The sequence below is a fragment of the Bradyrhizobium sp. SZCCT0231 genome, from assembly GCF_018130245.1.
Classification (GTDB): domain Bacteria; phylum Pseudomonadota; class Alphaproteobacteria; order Rhizobiales; family Xanthobacteraceae; genus Bradyrhizobium; species Bradyrhizobium japonicum_F.
On sequence record NZ_JAFCKP010000032.1, the window covers coordinates 1 to 22902 of the forward strand.

A 22902-nucleotide genomic window follows, 5' to 3' on the forward strand; every position below is an offset into this window, starting at 1 on the left:
GACTGCATCGAGCACGGCGCTACGATATTGCCCTATTCAAGGACGCCTATTCCCCTTGACCAAGGGTAGGAGGTCCTACGGCGCTGGTGCTAACGCACCATCCCGGAATGACGGAGGGAGTCTAAACCCCTTCCTCGTTGAACTTGCTTTCAACAAGCTCGGTGATCGCCGCGAGCGCGGCTTCGGCGTCGGTCCCTGCTGCCGCCACCGTGATCGTCGTGCCGGGACCCGCGGCGAGCATCATCAGGCCCATGATCGAGGTGCCGCCGACGGTCTCGCCGCCGCGCGTCACCCACACCTGCGCGTCGAAGCGCTCGACCGCCTGGACGAATTTCGCCGAGGCGCGCGCATGCAGGCCGCGCTTGTTGATGATCAGAAGCTCCTTGGAGATCGCGCCCGCGGGCACGCCGGTCCCCGCTTGTGGCGCCTCGTCGCTCATTTGCCGGCGAGCACGCGGCTGGCGATGGTGACGTATTTGCGGCCCGCTTCCTGGGCCATCGCGATCGCGTCGGGCAGCGTCCGCTCCTCGCGCACCTTGGCGAGCTTCACCAGCATCGGCAGGTTGATGCCCGCGAGCACTTCGACCTTGGGCCGGCTCATGCAGGATATTGCAAGGTTCGAGGGCGTGCCGCCGAACATGTCGGTGAGGATCGCAACGCCGTCGCCGGAATCGACGCGGTTGACCGCCTCGATGATGTCGCTTCGGCAGAGATCGGAATCATCTTCGGCGCCGATCGTGATCGCTTCGATTTGCTTTTGTGGACCCATGACATGTTCAAGCGCCGCCTTGAATTCGTCGGCAAGGCGCCCGTGGGTCACAAGTACTAGACCAATCATCGGAAAACTCCTCGCGGGCGCTTTTGGTGCACCGCACGAACGCGCCACTTTGACCATCCAGAGCCCCCGCGCAAGAGGGGATGTTGCGTATCTCCCTGAATATAGACGGATGGATAAGGGGAGCTGCGCCGGTCTATTCGGTCGCGATAGTGGGGTTCATATGGTTACCAATTCCCTTCAAACAATCGCCAGAAGGGTTAACGGAAGATGAACTCTTGGTAGTGGTCAAGGCCGCGACAACCAAGGGGAGGGGCGAATAGTCGCGGGGGACCGGGATTCGCGGTATTTCGACACCAGAAATGCTGGTTTTCAGGGATTCCGCCGCAGGCAGGCGCTCCGCATCCGCCGCGTCCAGATCGACCACGAGGCCGACGGTCGCATGCTCCACGAAGTCGCAGCGGCGGATTCCGAGGCCCCTGATCTCGATCAGGCCAGCCAATGCCGGCGCGGGGCGGACTTCAATTTCATGGCCGACTGTCGCCAGATGGACACGGTCATCGCCGACCAGAACGGCCCTTTCCACCACGCCCGAGCGTCCCGCCATGATCAAATCAAAGGCAAGGCGCGACTTGCCGGAGCCCGAGGGCCCGCGGATCAGCACGGCAAAAGTCCCGACCTTGACGGCGGAGGCGTGAACGCTGGGCCCGCCTTCGTTCAAACTACCTTGGCTCATAGCGCCGGCAGCCTCACCACGAAGCGCGCGCCGGCAATTGTCGGAGCGCCATCGGTATCCAGCGGGCCAGGACGGTTCTCCGCCCAGATGCGCCCGCCATGGGCGTCGACGATCTGCTTGGAGATCGACAGGCCGAGGCCGGAGTTCTGGCCAAAGCCCTGATGCGGACGATCGGTGTAGAAGCGCTCGAAGATGCGCTCCAGCGCGTCGTCGCGAATGCCGGGGCCGTCGTCGTCGATCACGATCTCGATCTCGCCGCGCACGCGGCGGCAGGTGAGGCGCACCTTGCTGCCGCGTTCGGAGAAGGATTGTGCGTTGGAGAGCAGGTTGGAGACGACCTGTCCGAGCCGCGAATCGTGGCCGGTCACGGCGAAAGTGTCGGCCGGGCTGCGGCCCTCGAAGCGCGTCTCGACCGCGACGTCGTGGCCGAGCTTGGTTTCATTGGCGACGGACGCCAGCGTCGTCAGCAGGCGGCGCAGGTCGACCGGGATCGCGTCCTGGCGCTGCAATTCGGCATCGAGGCGGCTGGCGTCGGAGATGTCGGAGATCAGCCGGTCGAGCCGCTTGACGTCGTGCTCGATCACCTCGAGCAGGCGCGCGCGGCTGTTCTCGTTGCGCGCCAGCGGCAGCGTCTCGACCGCCGAGCGCAGCGAGGTCAGCGGGTTCTTCAATTCGTGGGCGACGTCGGCGGCGAACATCTCGATCGCCTCGATGCGGCTGTAGAGCGCGCTGGTCATGTCGCGCAGCGCGCCGGAGAGGTGGCCGATCTCGTCGCGGCGGCGGGTGAAATCCGGGATCTCGATGCGCGCCTTGATGCGGCGGCGGACGCGCTCGGCACTGTCGGCGAGCCGGCGCACGGGGCCGGCGATCGTGCTCGCGAGCAATAGCGACAGCATGATCATGACGGCGGCCGCGACGCCGCCGACCTTCAGGATAGCGAGGCGCTCGGCGGTGACCATCTGGTCGATGTCGTCGCCCTGCGTCGACAGCATCAAGGCGCCGTGGATCGCGCGCGAGCGCAGCACGGGGACCGCGACCGACACGATCACCTCGCCGCGCGCATTGACCCGCACCATCGAGCGCTTCTGGCCCTGGAGCGCGTCGCCCACCTCCGCATAGCCATTGCCGTTCTCAGGGCCGAGCTCGCGATAGAGCGGCAGGTCGCCGCGGTTCAGCCAGGTGCGCACCGCGACCATGCCGCGCTCGACGATACCGGGCTTGTCGGCCGGAGGCGGCAGATCGAAGCGCAGCACATTTTCGAGGTTGCGGCTGTCGAGCAGCAGGCTGCCGTTCGGATCGTAGATGCGGGCGCGCGTCTTGGTCGGCGAGATCAGCGTGCGCAGCACCGGCGCCACGCGCTCCGGATTGATCGGGAAGTCCAGCGGTGAATACTCGTCCGGGCCGCCATAGGTCTCGCCCGGCTTGAGATCGAGCAGCCTGTCGGGATCGATGGTGATGGCGTTGGTCTGCACCGTGGCGGAGGCCGCGATCGCGCCGGCGATGATCTCGGCCTGGACCAGGAGGCTCTGCGCGCGCGCGTCGATCAGGCCGGCGCGGAATTGCGACAGGTACAGGATGCTCGCGACCAGCGCGACGAGGCCGGCGAGGTTGAGCGAGACGATGCGGCGGGTCAGGCTCGAGAAGGACAGCGCAAAGAAGAACTGCCCGGCGCGTTTCAGCCAGTTCAGCGGCCGCCAGCCCTGCGGCTTGTCGTCAGTGACGTGCTCCTGAACGCCGTCGGATGCGATATCCCCGGCGCTCTGGTTTGGGTCAGGCTGCGTTCGGTCAAGCAATGCTTACGCCCGCGTTAGGACGGCTCGTGCGAAGGTCCCCCGCATCCTAGAGCGATCCTGGTCCCGATGGAACGAGAACCGGAGATGCTCTCGATCGTCGTGGAGGGCGCCCGCCGCCTCAGGCTTCCTTGAAACGGTAGCCGACGCCGTAAAGCGTCTCGATCATCTCGAACTCGTTGTCGACCACCTTGAACTTCTTGCGCAGCCGCTTGATGTGGCTGTCGATGGTGCGGTCGTCGACATAGACCTGGTCGTCATAGGCGGCGTCCATCAGCGCGTTGCGGCTCTTCACCACGCCAGGCCGGGTCGCGAGCGCCTGCAGGATCAGGAATTCGGTGACGGTCAGCGTCACCGCCTCGTTCTTCCAGGTGCAGGTATGGCGTTCCGGATCCATGCGCAGCAGGCCGCGGTCGAGCGCCTTGGCATCGTTCTCCTTCGGCGCGACGGTCGGGTCCTTCGGCGCCGAGCGGCGCAGCACCGCCTTGACGCGCTCGACCAGCAGGCGCTGCGAGAACGGTTTGCGGATGAAGTCGTCGGCGCCCATCTTGAGGCCGAACAGCTCGTCGATCTCCTCGTCCTTGGAGGTGAGGAAGATCACCGGCAGGTCGGATTTCTGCCTGAGACGACGCAGCGTCTCCATGCCGTCCATGCGCGGCATCTTGATGTCGAGGATGGCAAGATCGGGCTGGGTGGTGCGAAAACCGTCGAGCGCGGAGGCGCCGTCGGTGTAAGTCATGATGCGGTAGCCTTCGGCTTCCAGCGCGATCGAGACGGATGTGAGAATGTTGCGGTCGTCGTCGACCAAAGCGATTGTGGGCATGAGCCTCTCTGCTTTCTGCTTTCCGTTTGGGTCGTGGCTTGAAACGGCGAGCAATCAGTGATGCGCCGCATACATGGGTGCCGAAGTGGCGTTCGAACCTTGTCACCGAGCAATGCAAGCTGGGCTGAAGTGTGACCAAGTTCCACGAAACACGGCAGATTCGCCGCATCTCGACCCATAACCGGGCCCCCGTTTACCCGAAACAAGGCCCTACATGCAACCACCTGACCCGAGAAAGCCGATGCAACCGACCCCCGATTTCGACCCCGCAAAGCTCGCAAAATCGCTGCTGCGACGGTCCCGGCAGGGCGCCCTGGCGACGCTGATGACCGGCAGCGGCGATCCCTATTGTTCCCTGGTCAATCTCGCCAGCCACCCCGATGGCTCGCCGATCCTCCTGATCTCGCGCCTCGCCGTGCACACAAGGAACATCCTTGCGGACAGCCGGGTCTCGCTGATGCTGGACGAGCGCGTGGCCGGCGATCCCCTGGAAGGCGCCCGGATCATGCTGTCAGGCCGGGCGGACGAGGCCGCTGCGGACAAGGATCTGCTCCAGCGACGGTATCTCAGTGTCCATCCGTCGGCAGAAGGCTTTGTTTCCTTTAAGGATTTCTCTTTTTTCCGGATCCGGCCCACGGGAACTCATCTGGTCGCGGGTTTCGGCCGGATCGTCGATCTCAAGCCTGAGCAATTCCTGACGGATCTCGCCGGGGCCGAGGACCTGCTGGCCGCGGAAGAGGGCGCCGTCGAGCACATGAACGCCGACCACCGCGATGCCATGAACCTCTATGCCACAAAGCTCCTCGGCGCCGCCGCGGGCGACTGGCGCTGCACCGGCTGTGACCCTGAAGGCCTCGACATGCAGGACGGCCAAGCCACGCTGCGGCTGGACTTCCCGGAGCGGGTGACGGACGGCACGGGCTTGCGCAAGATGCTGGTCCGCCTCGCTGGCGAAGCGCGCATGAAGATGGACGAGAGCGCAACAGGTTGAACGCCGCCGCCCGTCGCGGCGACCCAGATCGTAACCGGTCCGGGTTGGCAGCGAGAGGGTTCATGACGCATCGTCGTTTGGCATTGGCTGCGGGTCTGGTACTCGCGATCATCACGTCATTTGCTCCGCCTGCACTCGGCCAGAAGGTCGGTCTCGCCGCACAGGGCGCGCGGATCAACGCGCTCATGAGCGCCGGCAAATATGCGGAAGCGCTTCCACTCGCGCAGGCGATGGTTACGAGCCTGGAGAAGGGCACTGACGGTCGCGACCTGTCCGCTGCGCTCAACAATCTCGGCCAGGTCCATGCCGGCCAGGGCCGCGACGATCTCGCCGAGCCGATCTACAAGCGGGCCATCGCGCTGTTGGAAAAGTCGCTCGGCCTCGACACCGCCTTGATTGCGCCCGAGCTGAGCAATCTCGCCGCGCTGTATCAGCGGCAGGGCCGCTTCGCTGAAGCCGAGCCGCTGTTCAAGCGCGCGCTCGCCGTCAGCGAAAGGAGCCTGTCGCGCGAGCATCCCGATGTCGGCCGGGCCCTCAACAATCTCGCCACGCTCTATGTGAAGCAGGAGCGCTTTGCCGATGCCAAGCCGCTGTTTCAGCGGGCGCTCGCGATTTATCAGAAAGCCGCGGGGCCCGAGCATCCCGCGGTTGCGACCGTCCTGAACAACATCGGTCAGGTCGATCGCGACCTCAATCGCGACGCCGATGCCGAAGCGCCGATCAAGCGCTCACTCGCGATTCGTGAGAAGGCACTGGGGCCCGAACACCCCGACGTCGCGCGCTCGCTCAACAATCTCGCCGGGCTCTATCAGCACCAGCAGCGCTATGCCGAGGCCGAGCCGCTCTATCGCCGCGCCCTGTCGATCCGCGAGCGTGCACTCGGACCGGATCATCCCGACGTCGCGACGTCGACGAGCAATCTCGCCCATTTCCTGCAGGCGACGGGACGGACTGCGGACGCTTTGCCGTTCGCGCAGAAGACGCTCGCTGCCAATCGCGCGCAACTGCGTGTCGTGCTGCCGATCCTGTTCGCTGCGCGGCAGCAATCGCTGCTGGCGAGCGACAAGGCACTCGATGAGGCGCTCGGTGCGATCCAGCGCGGCACGCAATCTTCTGCCGCTTCTGCCGTGAACAAGCTCGCGGTGCGGCTCGCCGCCGGCAGCGACCGGCTCGCCGAGCTCGTGCGCAAGGAGCAGGATCTCGCGGCGGAGTCCGATGCGCTCGACAAGGCGATCATCGCTGCGGTGTCGAAGCAGTCCGCCCAGCGCGACGTCGCGGCCGAGCAGCGCAACCGCGCGCGGATCGCGGCGATCGCGAGCGCGCGCAACGGATTGCAGAAGACGCTCGCGGTCGAGTTTCCCGACTATTCCTCGCTCTCCAACCCGCTGCCGCTGACGGTGATGGACATCCAGCCGCTGCTCTCGGCCGACGAGGCGATGGTGATCTATTCCATCGTCGACAAGCAGAGCTATGTCGTCGCGATCACCCGCGAGGGCGTCGACTGGAAGGAGATTTCTCTCGGAGCGGATGCGCTGGCGCAGAAGGTGGCCGCTTTCCGCAAGGGGCTGGATGTCGGCAAGGCGCGCGATGCCTCCGGCAAATCGGGCCTGTTCGATCTCGCGCTCGCGAGCGAGCTCTATGTCGCGCTGCTCGGCCCGGTCGAGGCGTCGACGAAGGACAAGCGCAATTTGCTGGTCGTGCCGTCGGCGGCGCTGACCGCATTGCCGTTTCATCTGCTGGTCACGGAGAGGCCGCAGGCGGCGATCCCGGACCGGCTCGAAGGTTATCGCAGCGCCGCCTGGCTGCTGCGGCGCCAGGCCGTCTCGGTGCTGCCGTCGGTGATCAGCCTGAAATCGCTGCGCGCCTTTGCCCGCAGGGACCAGGACGTCAAGCCGATGACCGGTTTCGGCGATCCCGTGTTCAACCCAGCAGCCGAAGGACCTGCCGACCGGCGCGCCGCGAGCGGCAAGATCGCCGCGCGCAGCATCGCGACGATTGCCTATGCCGAGTTCTGGCGCGGCGCAGGCGTGGATCGCGCCCGGCTGGCGCAGGCGTTGCCGCAACTGCCTGATACCGCCGATGAGCTGAGCGCGGTGGCGAGGAACGTCGGCGCCGCTGATGCCGATATTCATCTCGGACGCGATGCCAGCGAAACGACGCTCAAGCGTGCAGCGCTTGCCCAATACGGCATCATCTACTTTGCCACCCACGGCCTCGTCGCCGGCGACGTCAAGGGACTGGGCGAACCCTCGCTTGCGCTCTCCATTCCCGACCAGCCGTCGGAGCTCGACGACGGCCTTCTGACCGCGAGCGAAGTGGCTCAGCTCAAGCTCAACGCCGATTGGGTGGTACTGTCCGCCTGCAACACCATCGCGGGCGACAAGCCCGGCGCCGAGGCGCTGTCGGGACTGGCGCGCTCGTTCTTCTACGCAGGTGCCCGTGCGCTGCTGGTTTCGCATTGGGCCGTGGATTCGGAAGCTGCGACCCGCCTGACCACATCGACGTTCGAGCTGCTCAAGAACGAACCGAAGATCGGTCGTGCCGAAGCCTTGCGCCGCGCGATGCTGACCTATCTCGACGACGCCTCGTCACCACGCAACGCCTATCCCGCGATGTGGGGACCGTTCGCGCTGATCGGCGAGGGCGAGGTGCGATAGGAAGCTGCTGCATGGATTGTGCGTCGCAATAACTGGAAGTAACGCGGAAACGCGCGTTTGGTTGCGCGATCATTCGCACTTTTCCTGATGCACCTGCTCAGAGCTGACATGCGCGACGTTTGGCGCGGTCCTTGAATAAACCAAATCCTGCGGGATCAGCTTGGCAACGCCAGCGTTCATCAGTATTACGTCGTTCAGCCGAGGCCGAACGGCCCATAATCACGGTGACCGCGATGGCGCCAAATTTGGTCGCGCTGGGTGTCGCGGGTTCGAGGAGGATTTTTCGTGCAAGAGACGGGCGTGCGCAACGGTGCCTTCGGCGCCGACAAATTCGGCTTAAAGAATCTCAAGCAGGTTCACTGGAATCTCGGTGCGCCACAACTCTATCAATACTCGCTCTCGTCGGGTGAGGCGGTGCTGTCCGCTGACGGCGCACTCTGTGCCGACACGGGCGAGTTCACCGGGCGCAGCCCGAAGGACAAGTTCACGGTGCGTGACGCCACCACCGACGAGAAGATGTGGTGGGCCGGCAACCAGTCGATCACCGCGGAGCAGTTCGAGGCGCTCCACCAGGACTTCCTCAAGCACGCCGAAGGCAAGCGCCTGTTCGCGCAGGACCTCTATGGCGGCGCCGACCCGGCCTACCGGATCAAGACGCGCGTCTTCACCGAGCTCGCCTGGCACTCGCTGTTCATCCGCACGCTTCTGATCCGCCCCGAGACGATCGAGCTGTCGACCTTCGTGCCGGAGCTCACCATCATCTCTATGCCGAGCTTCCGCGCCGATCCGAAACGTCACGGCGTGCGCTCGGAGAACGTCGTCGCGATCGATTTCGCCCGCAAGATCGTCCTGATCGGCGGGTCCTATTATGCCGGCGAGATGAAGAAGTCGGTCTTCACCACGCTGAACTACTATCTGCCCGAGCGCGGCGTGATGCCGATGCACTGTTCGGCCAATGTCGGCGCAGGCGGCGACACCGCGATCTTCTTCGGGCTGTCGGGCACCGGCAAGACCACGCTGTCGGCCGATCCGAACCGCACGCTGATCGGCGACGACGAGCACGGCTGGGGCCCGAACGGCGTCTTCAATTTCGAAGGCGGCTGCTATGCCAAGTGCATCAAGCTGTCGAAGGAAGCCGAGCCGCAGATCTACGCCGCAAGCACGCGCTTCGGTGCGGTGCTCGAGAACTGCGTGCTCGACGAAGACACCCGCGCGGTCGATTTCGACGACGGCTCCAAGACCGAGAACACGCGTTCTGCGTACCCGCTCGATTTCATCCCGAACGCCTCGCGCACCGGCTGCGCGCCGCAGCCGAAGAACGTGGTGATGCTCGCCGCCGATGCCTTCGGCGTGCTGCCGCCGATCGCCAAGCTGTCGCCGGCGCAGGCGATGTATCACTTCCTCTCCGGCTACACCGCCAAGGTCGCCGGCACCGAGCGCGGTCTCGGCAACGAGCCGCAGCCGGAATTCTCCACCTGCTTCGGCTCGCCCTTCCTGCCGCTCGACCCGAGCGTCTACGGCAACATGCTGCGCGACCTCATCGCCCGGCACAATGTCGATTGCTGGTTGGTCAACACCGGGTGGACCGGCGGCAAATATGGTGTCGGCTCGCGCATGCCGATCAAGGTGACGCGCGCGCTGCTGACCGCCGCGCTCGACGGCTCGCTTCGCAACGTCGAATTCCGCACCGACAAGTATTTCGGCTTCGCGGTCCCGACCGCGCTGCCGGGCGTGCCGGCCGAGATCCTCAACCCGGTCAACACCTGGAAGGACAAGGACGAGTTCGACAAGACCGCCCGCGCGCTGGTCGGCATGTTCCAGAAGAACTTTGCCAAGTTCGAGGCCCAGGTGGATGCCGAGGTGCGCGCCGCCGCGCCGGACGTGAAGCTGGCGGCGGAGTAAGGCTCCATCGTTTGAAATGCAAAAGGGCGGCCGCGAGGCCGCCTTTTTTGTTGTGTGGCGCGAGCGCGAACCGCACCCTCGGTGTCGTCCCCGCCTAGTGCGCAATTGCGCACGGGGGCGGGGACCCATAACCCCAGGGAGAAGTTGTTGCGCGAGCTGGCAACTCCGAGTCTTCGTCAAACCACTTCCTGTGGTTATGGGTCCCGGATCTGCGCTCCGCCCTGGACAACGCTACGCGTTGCCAAGAGCTGCGCTTGTCCGGGACGACGAGTGTGGCTACGCCTTGAAATACGCGATCTGCGTCGTGGTCGCGAGCAGCCGGCCGTTCGGCGACCACAGCTCGGCATTCTGGTCGGCGTAGCTCTTGTGCATGATCTTGGAATCGGCCGTCGCCAGCACGCGCGTGATGTCCTCGGTCGCGAGTTCCTCGGCATCGGTGTGGAAATAGGTCGTCAGCGACACCGTGCCGAACGGCACCAGCTCGCGCCTTGCGTGGAAGATGCGGCCGAAGAAGGCGTCCGACATCGACATCAGCGACAGCATGTCGAGCTGGCGCGGCGTGCGGTCGCTGATCCAGATCTTCGAATAGGTGCTGGCGGGCTCGGCCTGCGGCGGGCCGATCCGCATCTCGCCCTCGACGAAGCGGAATTCGTACTGGTTGGCCCACGACGCCGAGATCCTGGGGAACGGCAGCGTCTGTTCGAACGGCTTGGCGTCCGGGGCCTTCGCCACCCGGTGCTCCCAGGACGGCCGGCGTTCGGCGAACACGGCGGTGGCGAGCGTTGCGACCTCGCCGCCGCCTTGGCTGAGCTCGACGCTCCAGTGCTGGCTGGAGCGGTTGGCCTTCACCAGCCGCACGTCCAGATCGAACGGGCCCTTGGCGATCGGCGCGCAGTAATTGACGGTGAGGGCGAGCGGATCGCCGGCGGCTTGCGGATGCTCGATCAGCGCCCGCAAGATGGTCGCGGCCGTGGCGCCGCCGAACGGGCCGACAAAGGCCCAGTAATCGTCGCTGGTGTGCCCCTGCCAGCTGCTGTCACCCGCGGTGATGCGGGTCGCGTCGTCGAAGGGATGCGGGAGTCTGGCGTGCATTGGATTCCTCGGTGTCTCCCCGATCGTCATTGCGAGCGCAGCGAAGCAATCCAGACTGTCTCCGCGGAAAGATTCTGGATCGCTTCGCTGCGCTCGCAATGACGGTGGTTGAGGTTGCGGCGCCGTGTCACAACGCCGCTTTGGGGATGATGACGATCATATCATCATCCACCTGCAGAGATGCAATAACCTCGCAGGTAACGCCGATTTCACGCCGCGGAAAATCAGCCGGCGGCGTCGCGCAGGTTCGGCAGCAGCGGCGTGGTCGGATTGACCGGCACGTTCCAGATCTCCTCGGCATATTCGCGGATGGTGCGGTCCGAGGAGAACCAGGCCATGCGCGCGACATTGAGGATGGAGGCGCGCGTCCAGGCCGGCGCCACCTGCCAGCGCGCGTCGACCGCGCGCTGCGCCTCGTAGTAGGAATCGAAATCGGCGCTGACCATGTAGTGGTCGAGATAGCGCAGCGCGTGCGCGATGGACTCGAAGCGGCCGGGGTCGCCGGGCGAGAACTCGCCGGCGCCGACCGCATTGATGGCGCGCTGCAGCTTCGGCGAGTTGCGGATCACGTCGGAAGCATCCAGCCCCTGCTTGCGCCGGATCATCACGTCGCCGGCCTCCATGCCGAAGATCGCGATGTTCTCCGCGCCGACATGGTCGCGGATCTCGATATTGGCGCCGTCGAGCGTGCCGATGGTGATGGCGCCGTTCAGCGCCAGCTTCATGTTGCCGGTGCCGGAGGCTTCCATGCCGGCGGTGGAGATCTGCTCGGACAGATCGGCGGCGGGAATGATCACTTCGGCGAGGCTGACATTGTAGTCGGGCAGGAAGACGACCTTGAGCTTGCCGCCGATCGCGGGATCGTTGTTGACGATTTCGGCGACGTCGTTGATCAGCTTGATGATCAGCTTTGCGTAGCGGTAGCTCGCCGCTGCCTTGCCGGCGAAGATCTTCACCCGCGGCACCCAATTGCCGTTGGGGTCGTCCTTGATCGCCTGGTACAGCGCGACCGTCTCGATGACGTTGAGCAGCTGGCGCTTGTACTCGTGGATGCGCTTGATCTGCACGTCGAACAGTGCGCTCGGGTCGACCTTGATGCCGAGCCGCTCGCCGATCAGGCGGGCGAGCTGTGTCTTGTTGTGGTGCTTGACGCTGCGGAATTTCTTCTGGAATTCGACGTCGCTGGCGCGCGCCTCGATCAGCGAGAGCTGGATGGGATCGTCGAGCACGGCCTCGCCGCAGGTCTCGCGCAACAGGTCGGTCAGCTTCGGGTTCGCCAGCATCAGCCAGCGGCGGAAGGTGATGCCGTTGGTCTTGTTGGTGATGCGGCCGGGATAGAGATGGTTGAGATCGTGGAATACGGTCTCGCGCATCAGGTCGGAATGCATCGCCGAGACGCCGTTGATGCGGTGTGAGCCGACGAAGGCGAGCTGGCCCATGCGCACGCGGCGGCCGCTCTTCTCGTCGATCAGCGAGACCGAGGCGCGGAAGTCGATGTCGCCGGGGCAGCGCGCCTCGGCGAGCGCCAGATGCTGCACGTTGATGCGGTAGATGATCTCCAGATGCCGCGGCAACAGCCGCTCGAACAGCTCGACCGGCCAGGTCTCCAGTGCCTCCGGCAGCAGCGTGTGGTTGGTGTAGGAGAGGGTGGCGACCGTGATCTTCCAGGCCTCGTCCCAGCGGAAATTGTGGAGGTCGACGAGGATCCGCATCAGCTCGGTGACGGCAAGCGACGGATGGGTGTCGTTGAGCTGCACCGCGACCTTGCCGGCGAGGCTGCGCAGCTGGCCGTCGGAGGCGAGATGCCGCTTCACCAGGTCCTGGAGCGAGGCGGAGACGAAGAAATATTCCTGGCGCAGCCGCAGCTCGCGGCCCGCCGGGCTCTCGTCGTTCGGATAGAGGAATTTGCAGATCGCCTCCGCGCGCGCCTGCTCGGCGCTGGCGCTGACATAATCGCCCTTGTTGAAGGCATCGAGCTTGAGCGGATCGGGCGAGCGCGCCGACCACAGCCGCAGTGCATTGACGTGCTGGCCGCGCCAGCCGACGATCGGCGTGTCATAGGCGATCGCCTGCACGGTCTCGCCCGGATGCCAGATCGCGCGGTCGCGGCCCCTGTCGTCGACATGCTCGACGCCGCCGCCGAAATTGACGTCGTAGATCACCTCGGGCCGCTGCAATTCCCAGGGGTTGCCGAAGCTCAGCCATTCGTCGGGATATTCCTGCTGCCAGCCCTGATTGATGATCTGGCGGAACAGGCCGTAATCGTACCGGATGCCGTAGCCGATCGCGGGGATCGACAGCGTCGCCATGCTTTCCATGAAGCAGGCGGCGAGCCGCCCCAGGCCGCCATTGCCGAGCGCCGCATCCGGCTCGCATTTGCGCAGCTCCGGCAGCGAGACGCCGAGATCGCCGAGCGCGACCTCGAAGATCTTGAGCAGGCCCATGTTGTTGAGCGCGTCGGTGAAGAGGCGGCCGATCAGGAATTCGAGCGAGAGATAATAAACCCGCTTGCGCCCCGCATCGTAGCTGTGCTTCTCGGCCGTGAGCCAGCGATGCACGATGCGGTCGCGCAGCGCGAGCGCCGCGGCCTGATACCAGTCGTGCCTGGTCGCCATGCCCGCGTCCTTGCCGATGGCAAGGCGCAGCTTCGCCAGGATCGCACCCTTGATCTCAGCCAGCGCGAGTTCGTCGATGGGCTGCCCGGGGGCCGGAGAACTGGGCTGGAACGATGAATCCTGCAAAGCGGTCACTTCCTGGGTCGAAAGAACTCTTACCAATCTACGCGTCCTGCCCTTGCATCGGAACTGTCGCCGGTGCGGCCGTGCACTGCGCTGGCGTAAATTTATGCAAGGAACGGGCCGAGTTGGGAACCCGGACGAGCACGGAGAAACCCGGATTCGGTGCTAGATTAAGCAAGATTCAGCCATCAGTGTGGAGACGCTCCATGAGACTGCCGACGCGACTGCTGATCGAAATCGCCACTGCGGCCCTGCTCGTCGTCTGCATCGGCGCCACCACCGCAGCGTTTGCCGCCGGCAAATCCGGTCGCAGCGCCGACGGCCTCAGCTGCGGCTTCACGGTCCCGCAGAATGCGTCGCCCGCAGCCCGCTGCGCCGCGATCAAGCGCCAATGCGGCGGCAAGTTCTACGCAAATGCGTGCGGCGACAAGCTGATGTCCGCGGCCAAGTGAGCGCCCCGACGTCCAGCGAATTCAAGCCGCCTTGCTCTGCACCGCATCGCAAAACTCAGCGAGACGATCCGCAAGCCGCAGCGTTGCCGGGCTCGCATCCGGCGAAGCCATCAGCGCGACCTCGGTCTTGTTGATCGGCGCAAAGCCGTCCTTTGCCGTCAGCACGCGGTGGTCGGACTGGATCGACATCTCCGACAGGATGCTCAGGCCCATGCCGGCGGCGACCGCGGCCTGGATGCCGGCGAGGCTCGATGAGGAATAGGCCATGTGCCAGGCGCGGCCGGCCGTTTCCAGTGCGTGGATAGCGCCGGCGCGGTAGAGGCAGCCGGTCGGAAAGCCGATCAGCGGCACCGATGGCGCGTCGACGTCGATCGGATGGCTCTTGCTGGTGACCCAGTGGACCCGCTCGGGCCACACCGCAATCGCCCCCTTCTCGCCGGCCGCGCGCTTGTAGAGCGCCAGATCGAGCTCGCCGCGTTCGAGATCGCGGGCGAGGTTCTTGCTCTGGTCGGCGCGCACGTCGAGCCGCAGGCCCGGATGCGAGCGCGAGAACGTCCCCAGCAGTTTCGCCAACCGATAGGCCGCGAAATCCTCGGGAATGCCGAGCCGGATCGCGCCTTCGCTATCAGGCTGGCGCAGCACGTCGCGCGCCTCCTCGGCCAGCGAGAGCAACCGCCGCGCATAGGAGAGCAGCCGCTCGCCGGCCTCGGTCGGGCGCACGTCCTTGCCGTCGCGGTGCAGCAGCACCTGGCCGACATCCTCCTCCAGCCGCTTGATCTGCTGGCTCACGGTCGATTGCGTGCGGTGAACGCGCGCGCCGGCACGGGTGAAGCCGCCGGCCTCGACCACCGAGACGAAGCTGCGCAGGAGCTCGAGATCGAGCATGCCTGTCTCCATTCGAAAATCCACTGAGGCGGAGTTAATCATTTAATTTCCAAATGACAAGCGGCGTCCCTAGATCGAGGGCCAGAAGAAAAAACATCCGAGAATGCCCTCATGTCCCTCGCCACCTCGCTTCCCGCACCTCGCAGCCGCTTCAACACGCTGCCGCTCGCCATCGGCCTGTTCTGCCTGCTCTGGAGCTACGCCTTCGTCGCCGGCAAGATCGGCGTCACCCATTGCCCGCCGCTGATCCTGCTCGCGGCGCGTTTCTCGCTTGCCGGCATTCTGATCCTGGGCGCCACGATGATCCGTGGCGAGGCCTGGTCATTGTCCTGGCGCGATGTCGCCATCTTCGCGGTGCTCGGCATCGCCAACAACGCACTCTATCTCGGGCTCGGCTACACCGGCCTGCAATCGGTCTCCGCCGGTCTCGGCGGCCTGATCGTCTCGGCCAATCCTGTGTTCACGGCGGCGCTCGCCGCGCTGCTGCTTGGCGAAGGCATGACCTGGCGCAAGGCGAGCGGCCTCTTGCTCGGCGTCATCGGCGTGACGGCGATCGTCTGGCACCGCCTGTCGGTCGGCACCGATTCCCTGCATGGCATCGTCTTCACGCTGGCCTCGCTGGCCTCGCTCGTCGCCGGCACCATCCTGTTCAAGCTGCTGGCGCCGAAGGGGTCCCTGTGGATCGGCAATGGCGTGCAGAACCTCGCCGCCGGCATCGTGCTCGCGCCGGTCGCGCTCATCTTCGCAGACGTCCACGCTATCGACTATACGCCGAGCCTGATCGGCGCCTTCGCCTTCCTCGTGCTCGGCGGCTCGATCCTCGCCTACTGGCTCTGGTTTCACCTCTTGAAGGTGTGCGGCGCCACCGCCGCCAGCGCCTATCACTTCCTGATGCCGCCGCTCGGCATGCTGTTCGCGTTCCTCGTGCTCGGCGAGCACATCGAGGCCCGCGACCTGCTCGGCATCATTCCGGTCGCGCTCGGCATTTATCTGGTGACGCGGCCGGCGAGGGCTGCGCCCTGAGCTGTCATTCCGGGGCGACGCGAAGCGTCGAGCCCGGAATCCATCGGGCCACCAACTCTGCGGATGGATGGATTCCGGGTTCGCGCTGCGCGCGCCCCGGAATGACAACGATCCTCAATCCTTTCTGAACACGATCGATGCCATCCACCCCGTCATCAGCGCCATGGCCGCGGTGGCGAGGCCGTAGATCAGGCCGTTCTGCCGCGCGGTGGTCGCGACGAACTGCTCGAAGCCGACCTTGACGATCTCGAACGCGGTCTCGGTCTTGCCGATGAACGCGCCGTTCGCGAACAGCTTGATCTCGACCTCATAGGTCCCGATCGGCACCTCTGCCGGCAGCGGAATGCCGGTGCGGAACAGCGTCGGCGTCAGGAACGTCACCGCGCTTCCATCCTCGCGATAAAGTCCGCGCTGGGTGCGCAGGCGAATGAAAGCCGAGCGGAACGCATCGTTCGGCACCACGTCGGCAAAGTCGCCGCCGACCCGCTGCGTCAGCAGCACGTTGTTGAGCCCGATCTGCTGCCGCCGAGCGATCTCGGGCGAGGTGATCGCATCGAACGGGCGGTTCGCGAACAGCGCAAGATAGCTCGGCACCTGCAGGAACTGCCGGTAATCGGTGTTGATCCAGATGCCGAAGGTGCGCTCCTTGCGCCGCGTCACCATGTCGGCGCGCGGGCCCATCACGGTGACCACGAGATCGTAAGCCGTGCGGTCGGCCGGCGTCGTCGCATCTTTCTCGACCGAGCCGAACAGCACTAGCTCCTCGCCGGAATAGTTCGGCGTCACCGTGACGCGATGGTTGGAGACCGACACGATCAGCCGCTCGGCCCGCGCAGCGCCGCCGAGCAGCAGGACGAGAACGATGGCGAGAAGCGTGCGCGTCATCCGCTCACTCCAAGCTCGCGGATGGTGAAGAGATCCGAAGGCTGGATCACCAGCTCGATCGCGAAGCGGACGCCGACCGAGAGGATGAGCAAGCCCAGCAGCAGCCGCAGCTGCTCGCCGCGGATCTTCTGGCCGGCGCGGGCCCCGAACTGCGCCCCGGTGACGCCGCCGACCATCAGGATCAGCGCCAGCACGGCGTCGACGAGGTGATTGGTCACGGCGTGCAGCAGGGTCGCGAACAACATTGTGACCAGCGTCAACACCATCGAGGTCCCGATCACCGTCGAGGTCGGCACCCTCAGCAGATAGATCATGATCGGCACCAGGATGAAGCCGCCGCCGATGCCCATGATGGCGCCGATGAAGCCGATCACGATGCCGACGATCACCACGGGGATGACAGAGAGATAGATCTTCGAGCGCTTGAACCGCATCTTCAGCGGCAAGCCGTGGATCCAGTTGTGGCTGCGTCGTGGCGGCAGCGCGCCGCGCCGGGTTCGCATCAACGCGCGCAGCCCTTCCGAGAACATCAGGCTGCCGACGGTGGTGAGCAGCACGACGTAGGAGAGCGCGATCATCAGGTCGAGCTGGCCGAGCGCGCGCAGCTGCGTGAAGGTCCACACGCCGAGCGTCGTCCCGGTCACGCCGCCGCATAAGAGAACACTCGCCAGCGCCGGATCGATCGCGCGGCGTCGCCAATAGGAGAGGGCGCCGGAAAAGGACGAGGCCGCGATGTGGCTCGTGACGGAGGCGACCGCCACCGCCGGCGTGATGCCGATGAAGATCAGAAGCGGCGTCATCAGGAAGCCGCCGCCGATGCCGAACATGCCGGAGACGAAGCCGACCGCCGCGCCCATCGCCAGCACCAGGAAGACGTTGACCGGAAGATCGGCGATCGGAAGGTAGAGCTGCATTGAAGGACCACGCTCCGGCGAGACGGATCGACTATCGCGGAATGCTCGCGGGAGGGCGGAACGATTGCCGCGCCCCTCAATAGCGGAATTTGCTGGCGGGCGGGTCAGGAATTTTGGGCGTGGTGAATGCGTTAAGTGGGATCGGTTGGCTGGTCACCGCGCGCCGCGGCTTCTGCCACCTTCTCCGCTGTCATGCCCCGGCTTGACCGGGGCATCCAGTACGCCGCGCCCGTTGTTGTGACAGCGAGCTCCTTAACGCCGGCCTCTGGAATACCGGGTCGCCCGGTCAAGCCGGGCGACGACAAGATGAGAGAGCGCAGTAAGCTGCTTAATGCGCGGCCGAGGCCGAGCGCTTGGTCGCGACCGCCTTCGGCGCCGGTTTTGCGCTTGCCTGCGGCGCGGTGTCCCAGCCGCCGTTCGGGGTCGCAACGTTGACGGCATCGTCGGGCTGCGGCTCGGCGCTGAACGTCTGGATCGCGAGCTTGGCGGCGGCGAGCGATTGCGGGTCGAGGCGCTTGGCGACGTCGTCGCGCTTGCCGGCGGCATCCGCATCGCCCTGCGCGGCCGCGAGGCTGAACCATTTGTAGGACTCGGCGAGGTTCTGCTCGACGCCGATGCCGCGGGCATAGAGGATGCCGAGGTTGAACTGGCTGTCGGCGACGCCGCGATCGGCAGCCTTGCGGAACCACTGCGCCGCGCTCTTGTAATTGGCGCCGCGTCCGCCGCCATCGGCATCGAGCACCGCGAGATTGTGCATCGCCTTGGCGTTGCCGCGCTCGGCGGCCTGGGTGTAGTAGCGGCGCGCGATGTCGGCGTCCTTCCTCACGCCGAGGCCCTTTTCGTAGAGCGTGCCGAGGCGGAAGGTCGCGGGGACGACGCCGGCCTGCGCTGCGCGGTCGTACCACTTCGCCGCTTCGTCGTAATTGGTGGCGACGCCCTTGCCTTCCGCAAAGCGTACGCCGATCTCGTAGGCCGCGGTCGCATCGCCCTTCATCGCGGCGGTGCGCAGGCTAGGGCCGCCGATGCCGTCAGGCAGCTTCTCGCTCGGTGGCACCTGGACGAGGCCGAGCCGCGCGCGGCTCGTGCCCGACAGTGCGCCGGTGACGTCGCCGGAGGCCGGTGGCGGCGGGGCCGCGGCAGGTGCGGGCGGGATTTCAACCGAGGCCGAGCTGGCCGGATTGGCGGCCGGCGCCGGTGCGGCATTGTTCTGGGATTGCCGTCCGATCGGCGTCGGCGAGGTCATCGACGGCGTGATCTGCTCGGGCGTGGCGGGCTTGGTCTCGACCGGCGCTGGCGCGGCCTGCGGTGCCGGCTCGCTCGGAATATTTTGCATCGCCTGCGGGGTCGGCGACGGGCTGCCACCTTCGAGCAGGTTCATCGCCATCTTGAAGGTGCCGAGCACGATCACGACCACGCTCGCGCCGACCAGCAGCGAGCGGATTTTCGAGGTGATGCCAGCTTCCTGGCCCTTGTCCTTGGCACGGGCGATCGCGGCCTTGGCGCCACGGGCCGGCTTCTCGGGTGGCTGCGCGGCGGCAGCTTGCGCTGCGCGGCGCGCGGCCGCGATGAAGCTCGACGACGATACCGGCTCCTTCGGAGCCGCGGGAATTTCGCTGATCGCACTCTCGGAGGCGGCGATTCGCTCCGACGGCGTGGCGACGCGTCCGCCGGGCCGGGTGCCCGGCTCGAGCGGATGATCCGGCGGCAGTTCCGGCGCGATCGCAGCGCGCGCCGGCGCCGTATGCGGCTCCAGGATCTCGCTGATCGCGCGCGGCGGAACAGGCGGCGGCATCGGCGGCAGCGCCGCGGGCGCAGCAGCATGGAATTCGCGCGGTGCGGCGACGAACGCGGCCTGCGCCGCTTGTGCCGCGGCGGGGTTGGGCAGCTCCGGCTTCGGATCGTATTTCGGCGGCTGTGCTTGCGGCCGCGGCTCACGCGCCATCGGCGCCGGCTCCATCGGCATCGGCTGCGGGGCGGGGGCCGGCGGCGCGGTGCGCACCGCGCGCAGATCGCCCTCGATCATCGAGAGGCGATCGACGACGTGGCCGAGCGCGCTGTGGACGGCGTCGAGCGAATCCTGGGTGCTGCGGTTGGTCTCGGCCTGGCTGAAGCGGATGTCGGAGAGCTCGCGCTTGACGAGATCGACCACGCCGGAATCGGGCGGCGGCGCGGAGTTGCGGCTCTCGGCGAGGGCCGCATAGGTCGCCTGCTGCCGCTCCAGGTGCCTGAGGATGTCGTGCAGCCCGTCCTCGACGCGGCTCAAATTGCCGTTGCGCGGATCGGAGGCGGCTTCGATCCGTTCCAGCAGATAGGAGACGCGCTGCTCGAGATGGGCGAAGGTCGAGGCGGAATCGTTGCCGACCTGCATGCGGTCGAAACGGTCCGACAGCGCGCGGATCGCAGCTTCCAGATGCTCGGTGCTCTCGGACGGCTGCGGCCGCTCGCGGGCTTCGAGCGCGGCGGTGAGCGCCGCGATGCGCTGCTCCAGCACCGCGAAGCTGTCGCTGTGGCCGGAGGCGCGGGTGACCTGGTCGACCTTGGACGACAGCAGCTGCACGTCTTCGGAAAGCCGCGCGAGCGCTTCGTTGGACGCGACGTTGGAGACGATGGCGCGCAGCGCGGAGATCGCGCCTTCGAGCTGCTGCACGGTCGAGGGATCGTCATTGGCGCGCAGGATCAGATCGAGCTTGGCGCCGAGATTGCGGATCGCCTCGTCGTAACCGGTGAGCTGCTCCGCCGGCGTCAGCGTGCGCAGCACCTGCTTGATGTCGGACAGCGCGCGCTCAATGCCTGACAGCACCTGGCCGTCGGTGCCGTTGGAGCGGGTCTCGTCGATGCGACGGTGTAGCGAGCGGATCTCGTTCTCGATCGATTCGATCGCGCGCCGCGGCATTGCCTCGGTGATGGCGGCACGGATTTCGGCAAGCTCGCTGCGGAAGGCGGCGATCGCCTGCTCGGTATTGTCAGGGCGCTGCAGCGACTCGATCTGGCTCGTGATCTTGAGCAGATGGCGTTCGAGCGAGGAAAAATCCGGTCCCGGCTGCGGTGGCGGCGGAGCATAGGCGGGCGCAGGCGGCGCCATCGGCGGCGCGTAAGGAGCGGCCAAGGGAGCTGCATTGGGCGCAAGCGACGGCGCGGCCCGCGGCGGCATGTGCCTCGGCGTAAAGCCGTCGAGCTCGCTCTGGCGCGCGGTGATCTCGGCGACCGCGACGTCGAACGAAGCCGGGCTCAGGGGCGGTGAGCTGCGATAGAGCTGCGCGGCCGCGCGCTCGACCGCATCGGCCTGGCGCTGGCGCGTGTCGGCCGGTGCGGGGCGCGGCGCCTGCGGCTGCTGCGGTTGTCGCTGCGGGCGGGAGATTTGCGACAGGCGTGCATCGAGCCGCGAGATCGCGTCGTTGAGCTGGCGCGCGACGCCCTGCTCGCGCGAGACGTCTGGTCTTGAAGAGTCTTGGCGCGGGGCGGGCTTGGAAATCCGTTCGATCTGCTGGGTGATCGCATCGAGCCGCTGGTGGATGTCGGCGACTTCGCGGCTCTCCTGACTCGGCATGTGTTGCGGACGCTGGTCGTAGGGTCCGCGGAAGTTCGGCGGGGTCGTCTCGCCGAGCGTGGAGTTCAGCCAATCGTTGAGCGACATGCCCGCACGACGCGCAGCAGCTTCGGCCCGCTCCCGGACGGATGGATCGATACCGTCAACACTCCACGATACGCGCGAATTCATGACTCTGTCCGGTTCCGACTCCGGCGCCCCACCCGGCGCCTCCAGCCTCCCCACGCGTGCCGGTTGCAAAGACAATCGAATTTGGCGCGGGTCGTCTGCCTCGAAAACCGACTTTTTCCTGTTACGGTAAATAACGGGTTAAGGAATGCGGCGCGGGTGTCTTAAAGTTGGGCGGCGGGAACCGGGGGGCCAGCTTGCACCGATGCTCGTCATGCCCGGGCTTGTCCCGGGCATCCACGTTCTTCAGTGCCGCGCGAAAGGTCGTGGATGGCCGGGACAAGCCCGGCCATGACGGTTGGAGAGAGCTCACCCCTTCCCCTCGCGCTTGCCGTCCTCCAGCGGCACCACGGTAGCCTTGCCGCTCATCGCCGAGAGCGCCTCCAGCGCCTCCTCGCAGAAGTCGGCCACCATCTGCTCGTGCCGGGCCCCTAAGCGGAGCAGGAGCAAATTGCCGAGATCGAGCCGGCCTTCCGCCGTGCCGTCGGGGAATCGCTTCTTCAGGATGCGCTCGTAATTGGCGTGGCGGTCGCGGTGGTGCTCCAGGCGGGCCATCAGGTCGGTGCGCATGGGCTCGATGTCGATGCTGTCGAGCGCATGCAGCCGCACCAGGAGGTCGTCCTTGATCGAGGGCGGCGTGCTTGGCCGCGCGGCCCAGTGCCGCAGTGCTGTTCGCCCCTCGGGAGTCAGCGTATAAATCAGTTTATTGGGCTTGCCCGACTGCACGACCTCGCGGCCCTGGATGTGGCCGCGGTCGCGCAGCTTGGAGAGCTCGCGGTAGATCTGCTGGTGGTCGGCCTTCCAGAAGAAGCCGATCGAGGAATCGAACGTCTTGGCGAGCTCGTAGCCCGTCATAGGACGTTCCGTCAGGCATGCGAGGATTGCGTCGCCCAGCGCCATGACCGGCCTCCCTTCTCAAGTCTGACTAAACCTGCTTGACTTTATGCGTATCGGCGCATATGCGTCAATGTGCATATGAGGCAGCGTGCGGGCGGGCCAAAGGCCCGACTGAATAATCAAGTGAAATCAATCTCCTCGCTACTGTGCATGGGGTTGTTTTCGCACTTTTTGCCCTTGCCTTGAGGGAGGCACCCGAGAATGACCGGCCTCGATTCCTGGTACGCCTACATGAAGTCTCACGACCGCGCCGCGCTCTGGGACCTCCTGCATCCTGACGCCGTGTTCGAAAGCCCCGTCGTGCATTCGCCGCAGCGCGGCCGCGACATCACCTTCAAATACCTCTCCAGCGCCGAGAAGGTGCTCGGCGGTCCCGGCTTCACCTATGTCGGCGAGTGGAAGAACGAGCGCGGCGCCGTGCTCGAATTCAAGAATGTCATCGACGGCATCGAGATCAACGGCGTCGACATCATCAGCTTCGATAGCGAGGGACGCATCACCCATTTCAAGGTGATGGTGCGCCCGCTCAAGGCGATCAACATGCTGCACCGCCTGATGGCGGAGCAGCTTGCCGCCGCCCAATCATAAGCCCAACATCGTCACTTCAAGGCCCAATGACTTCAAGGCT

At 65.9% G+C, this 22902-nt stretch carries 18 protein-coding genes; 6 read left to right on the forward strand and 12 right to left on the reverse strand.

Translation table 11 applies throughout. The annotated features are described in order from the left end of the window. Nucleotides 1-121: 121 nt before the first annotated feature. The 5 genes from JQ566_RS33865 to JQ566_RS33885 form a co-directional block, all read right to left on the reverse strand. Nucleotides 122-439, reverse strand: a complete 318-nt coding sequence (locus JQ566_RS33865; RefSeq protein WP_027574276.1) for an HPr family phosphocarrier protein — start codon at nt 437-439, stop codon at nt 122-124. Further along, entirely contained in the window at nt 436-837 is a 402-nt protein-coding gene (locus JQ566_RS33870; protein WP_028134014.1) for a PTS sugar transporter subunit IIA, read from the reverse strand. The genes JQ566_RS33865 and JQ566_RS33870 overlap by 4 nt, the downstream gene beginning before the upstream one ends. Nucleotides 838-970: 133 nt before the next feature. Then, nucleotides 971-1495, reverse strand: a complete 525-nt coding sequence (locus JQ566_RS33875) for an HPr kinase/phosphorylase (protein WP_212380540.1) — start codon at nt 1493-1495, stop codon at nt 971-973. Between the two features lie 11 nt (nt 1496-1506). Beyond that, nucleotides 1507-3303 carry a sensor histidine kinase gene (locus tag JQ566_RS33880; RefSeq protein WP_212380497.1) on the reverse strand — a complete coding sequence of 599 codons (1797 nt, stop codon included), beginning with the start codon at nt 3301-3303 and terminating at the stop codon, nt 1507-1509. A 118-nt stretch (nt 3304-3421) separates the two neighbouring features. After that, nucleotides 3422-4123 (reverse strand): response regulator transcription factor, encoded by a 702-nt coding sequence (locus tag JQ566_RS33885; RefSeq protein WP_212380499.1) that lies wholly within the window; start codon nt 4121-4123, stop codon nt 3422-3424. Nucleotides 4124-4364: 241 nt separating this feature from the next. Here JQ566_RS33885 and JQ566_RS33890 point away from each other — a divergent pair, with 241 nt between their 5' ends. The 3 genes from JQ566_RS33890 (at nt 4365) to JQ566_RS33900 (ending at nt 9673) form a co-directional block, all read left to right on the forward strand. Continuing rightward, the gene (locus tag JQ566_RS33890) at nt 4365-5114 is read left to right on the forward strand and encodes a HugZ family pyridoxamine 5'-phosphate oxidase (RefSeq protein ID WP_212380501.1); all 750 of its coding nucleotides are present in this window, start codon (nt 4365-4367) and stop codon (nt 5112-5114) included. 62 nt (nt 5115-5176) lie between these two features. After that, nucleotides 5177-7771 (forward strand): CHAT domain-containing protein, encoded by a 2595-nt coding sequence (locus tag JQ566_RS33895; RefSeq protein ID WP_212380503.1) that lies wholly within the window; start codon nt 5177-5179, stop codon nt 7769-7771. Nucleotides 7772-8056: 285 nt separating this feature from the next. Next, on the forward strand, nt 8057-9673 hold the full coding sequence (locus JQ566_RS33900) for a phosphoenolpyruvate carboxykinase (protein ID WP_212380505.1): 1617 nt from the start codon (nt 8057-8059) through the stop codon (nt 9671-9673). 276 nt (nt 9674-9949) lie between these two features. On the opposite strand, the gene JQ566_RS33905 is transcribed toward JQ566_RS33900, so the two are convergent. Both JQ566_RS33905 and JQ566_RS33910 read right to left on the reverse strand, forming a co-directional pair. Then, complete coding sequence (locus JQ566_RS33905; RefSeq protein ID WP_212380507.1) at nt 9950-10765, reverse strand: acyl-CoA thioesterase; 816 nt, start codon at nt 10763-10765, stop codon at nt 9950-9952. A 224-nt stretch (nt 10766-10989) separates the two neighbouring features. After that, the gene (locus JQ566_RS33910; protein ID WP_212380542.1) at nt 10990-13506 is read right to left on the reverse strand and encodes a glycogen/starch/alpha-glucan phosphorylase; all 2517 of its coding nucleotides are present in this window, start codon (nt 13504-13506) and stop codon (nt 10990-10992) included. A 203-nt stretch (nt 13507-13709) separates the two neighbouring features. Between JQ566_RS33910 and JQ566_RS33915 the strand changes: the two genes are divergently transcribed. After that, on the forward strand, nt 13710-13955 hold the full coding sequence (locus tag JQ566_RS33915) for a hypothetical protein (protein ID WP_212380509.1): 246 nt from the start codon (nt 13710-13712) through the stop codon (nt 13953-13955). Between the two features lie 21 nt (nt 13956-13976). Here the strand turns inward: JQ566_RS33915 and JQ566_RS33920 are convergent, their stop codons facing one another. Next, nucleotides 13977-14840: a LysR family transcriptional regulator gene (locus JQ566_RS33920; protein ID WP_212380511.1), complete on the reverse strand. Its 864-nt coding sequence runs from the start codon at nt 14838-14840 to the stop codon at nt 13977-13979. Between the two features lie 111 nt (nt 14841-14951). Between JQ566_RS33920 and JQ566_RS33925 the strand changes: the two genes are divergently transcribed. Next, nucleotides 14952-15863, forward strand: coding sequence for a DMT family transporter (locus JQ566_RS33925; protein ID WP_212380513.1), 912 nt, complete (start codon nt 14952-14954; stop codon nt 15861-15863). 114 nt (nt 15864-15977) lie between these two features. Here JQ566_RS33925 and JQ566_RS33930 read toward each other — a convergent pair whose 3' ends face one another. From JQ566_RS33930 to JQ566_RS33945, 4 genes are all read right to left on the reverse strand, one after another. Then, nucleotides 15978-16748 carry a TIGR02186 family protein gene (locus tag JQ566_RS33930; RefSeq protein WP_212380515.1) on the reverse strand — a complete coding sequence of 257 codons (771 nt, stop codon included), beginning with the start codon at nt 16746-16748 and terminating at the stop codon, nt 15978-15980. Further along, complete coding sequence (locus JQ566_RS33935) at nt 16745-17662, reverse strand: sulfite exporter TauE/SafE family protein (protein ID WP_212380517.1); 918 nt, start codon at nt 17660-17662, stop codon at nt 16745-16747. Before JQ566_RS33935 ends, JQ566_RS33930 begins: the two co-directional genes overlap by 4 nt. Nucleotides 17663-17990: 328 nt before the next feature. Then, nucleotides 17991-21380, reverse strand: coding sequence for a tetratricopeptide repeat protein (locus tag JQ566_RS33940; protein ID WP_212380519.1), 3390 nt, complete (start codon nt 21378-21380; stop codon nt 17991-17993). 306 nt (nt 21381-21686) lie between these two features. Further along, nucleotides 21687-22277 (reverse strand): PadR family transcriptional regulator, encoded by a 591-nt coding sequence (locus JQ566_RS33945; RefSeq protein ID WP_212380521.1) that lies wholly within the window; start codon nt 22275-22277, stop codon nt 21687-21689. Nucleotides 22278-22475: 198 nt separating this feature from the next. Here JQ566_RS33945 and JQ566_RS33950 point away from each other — a divergent pair, with 198 nt between their 5' ends. Beyond that, nucleotides 22476-22862 (forward strand): nuclear transport factor 2 family protein, encoded by a 387-nt coding sequence (locus tag JQ566_RS33950; RefSeq protein ID WP_212380523.1) that lies wholly within the window; start codon nt 22476-22478, stop codon nt 22860-22862. Nucleotides 22863-22902 lie beyond the last annotated feature (40 nt).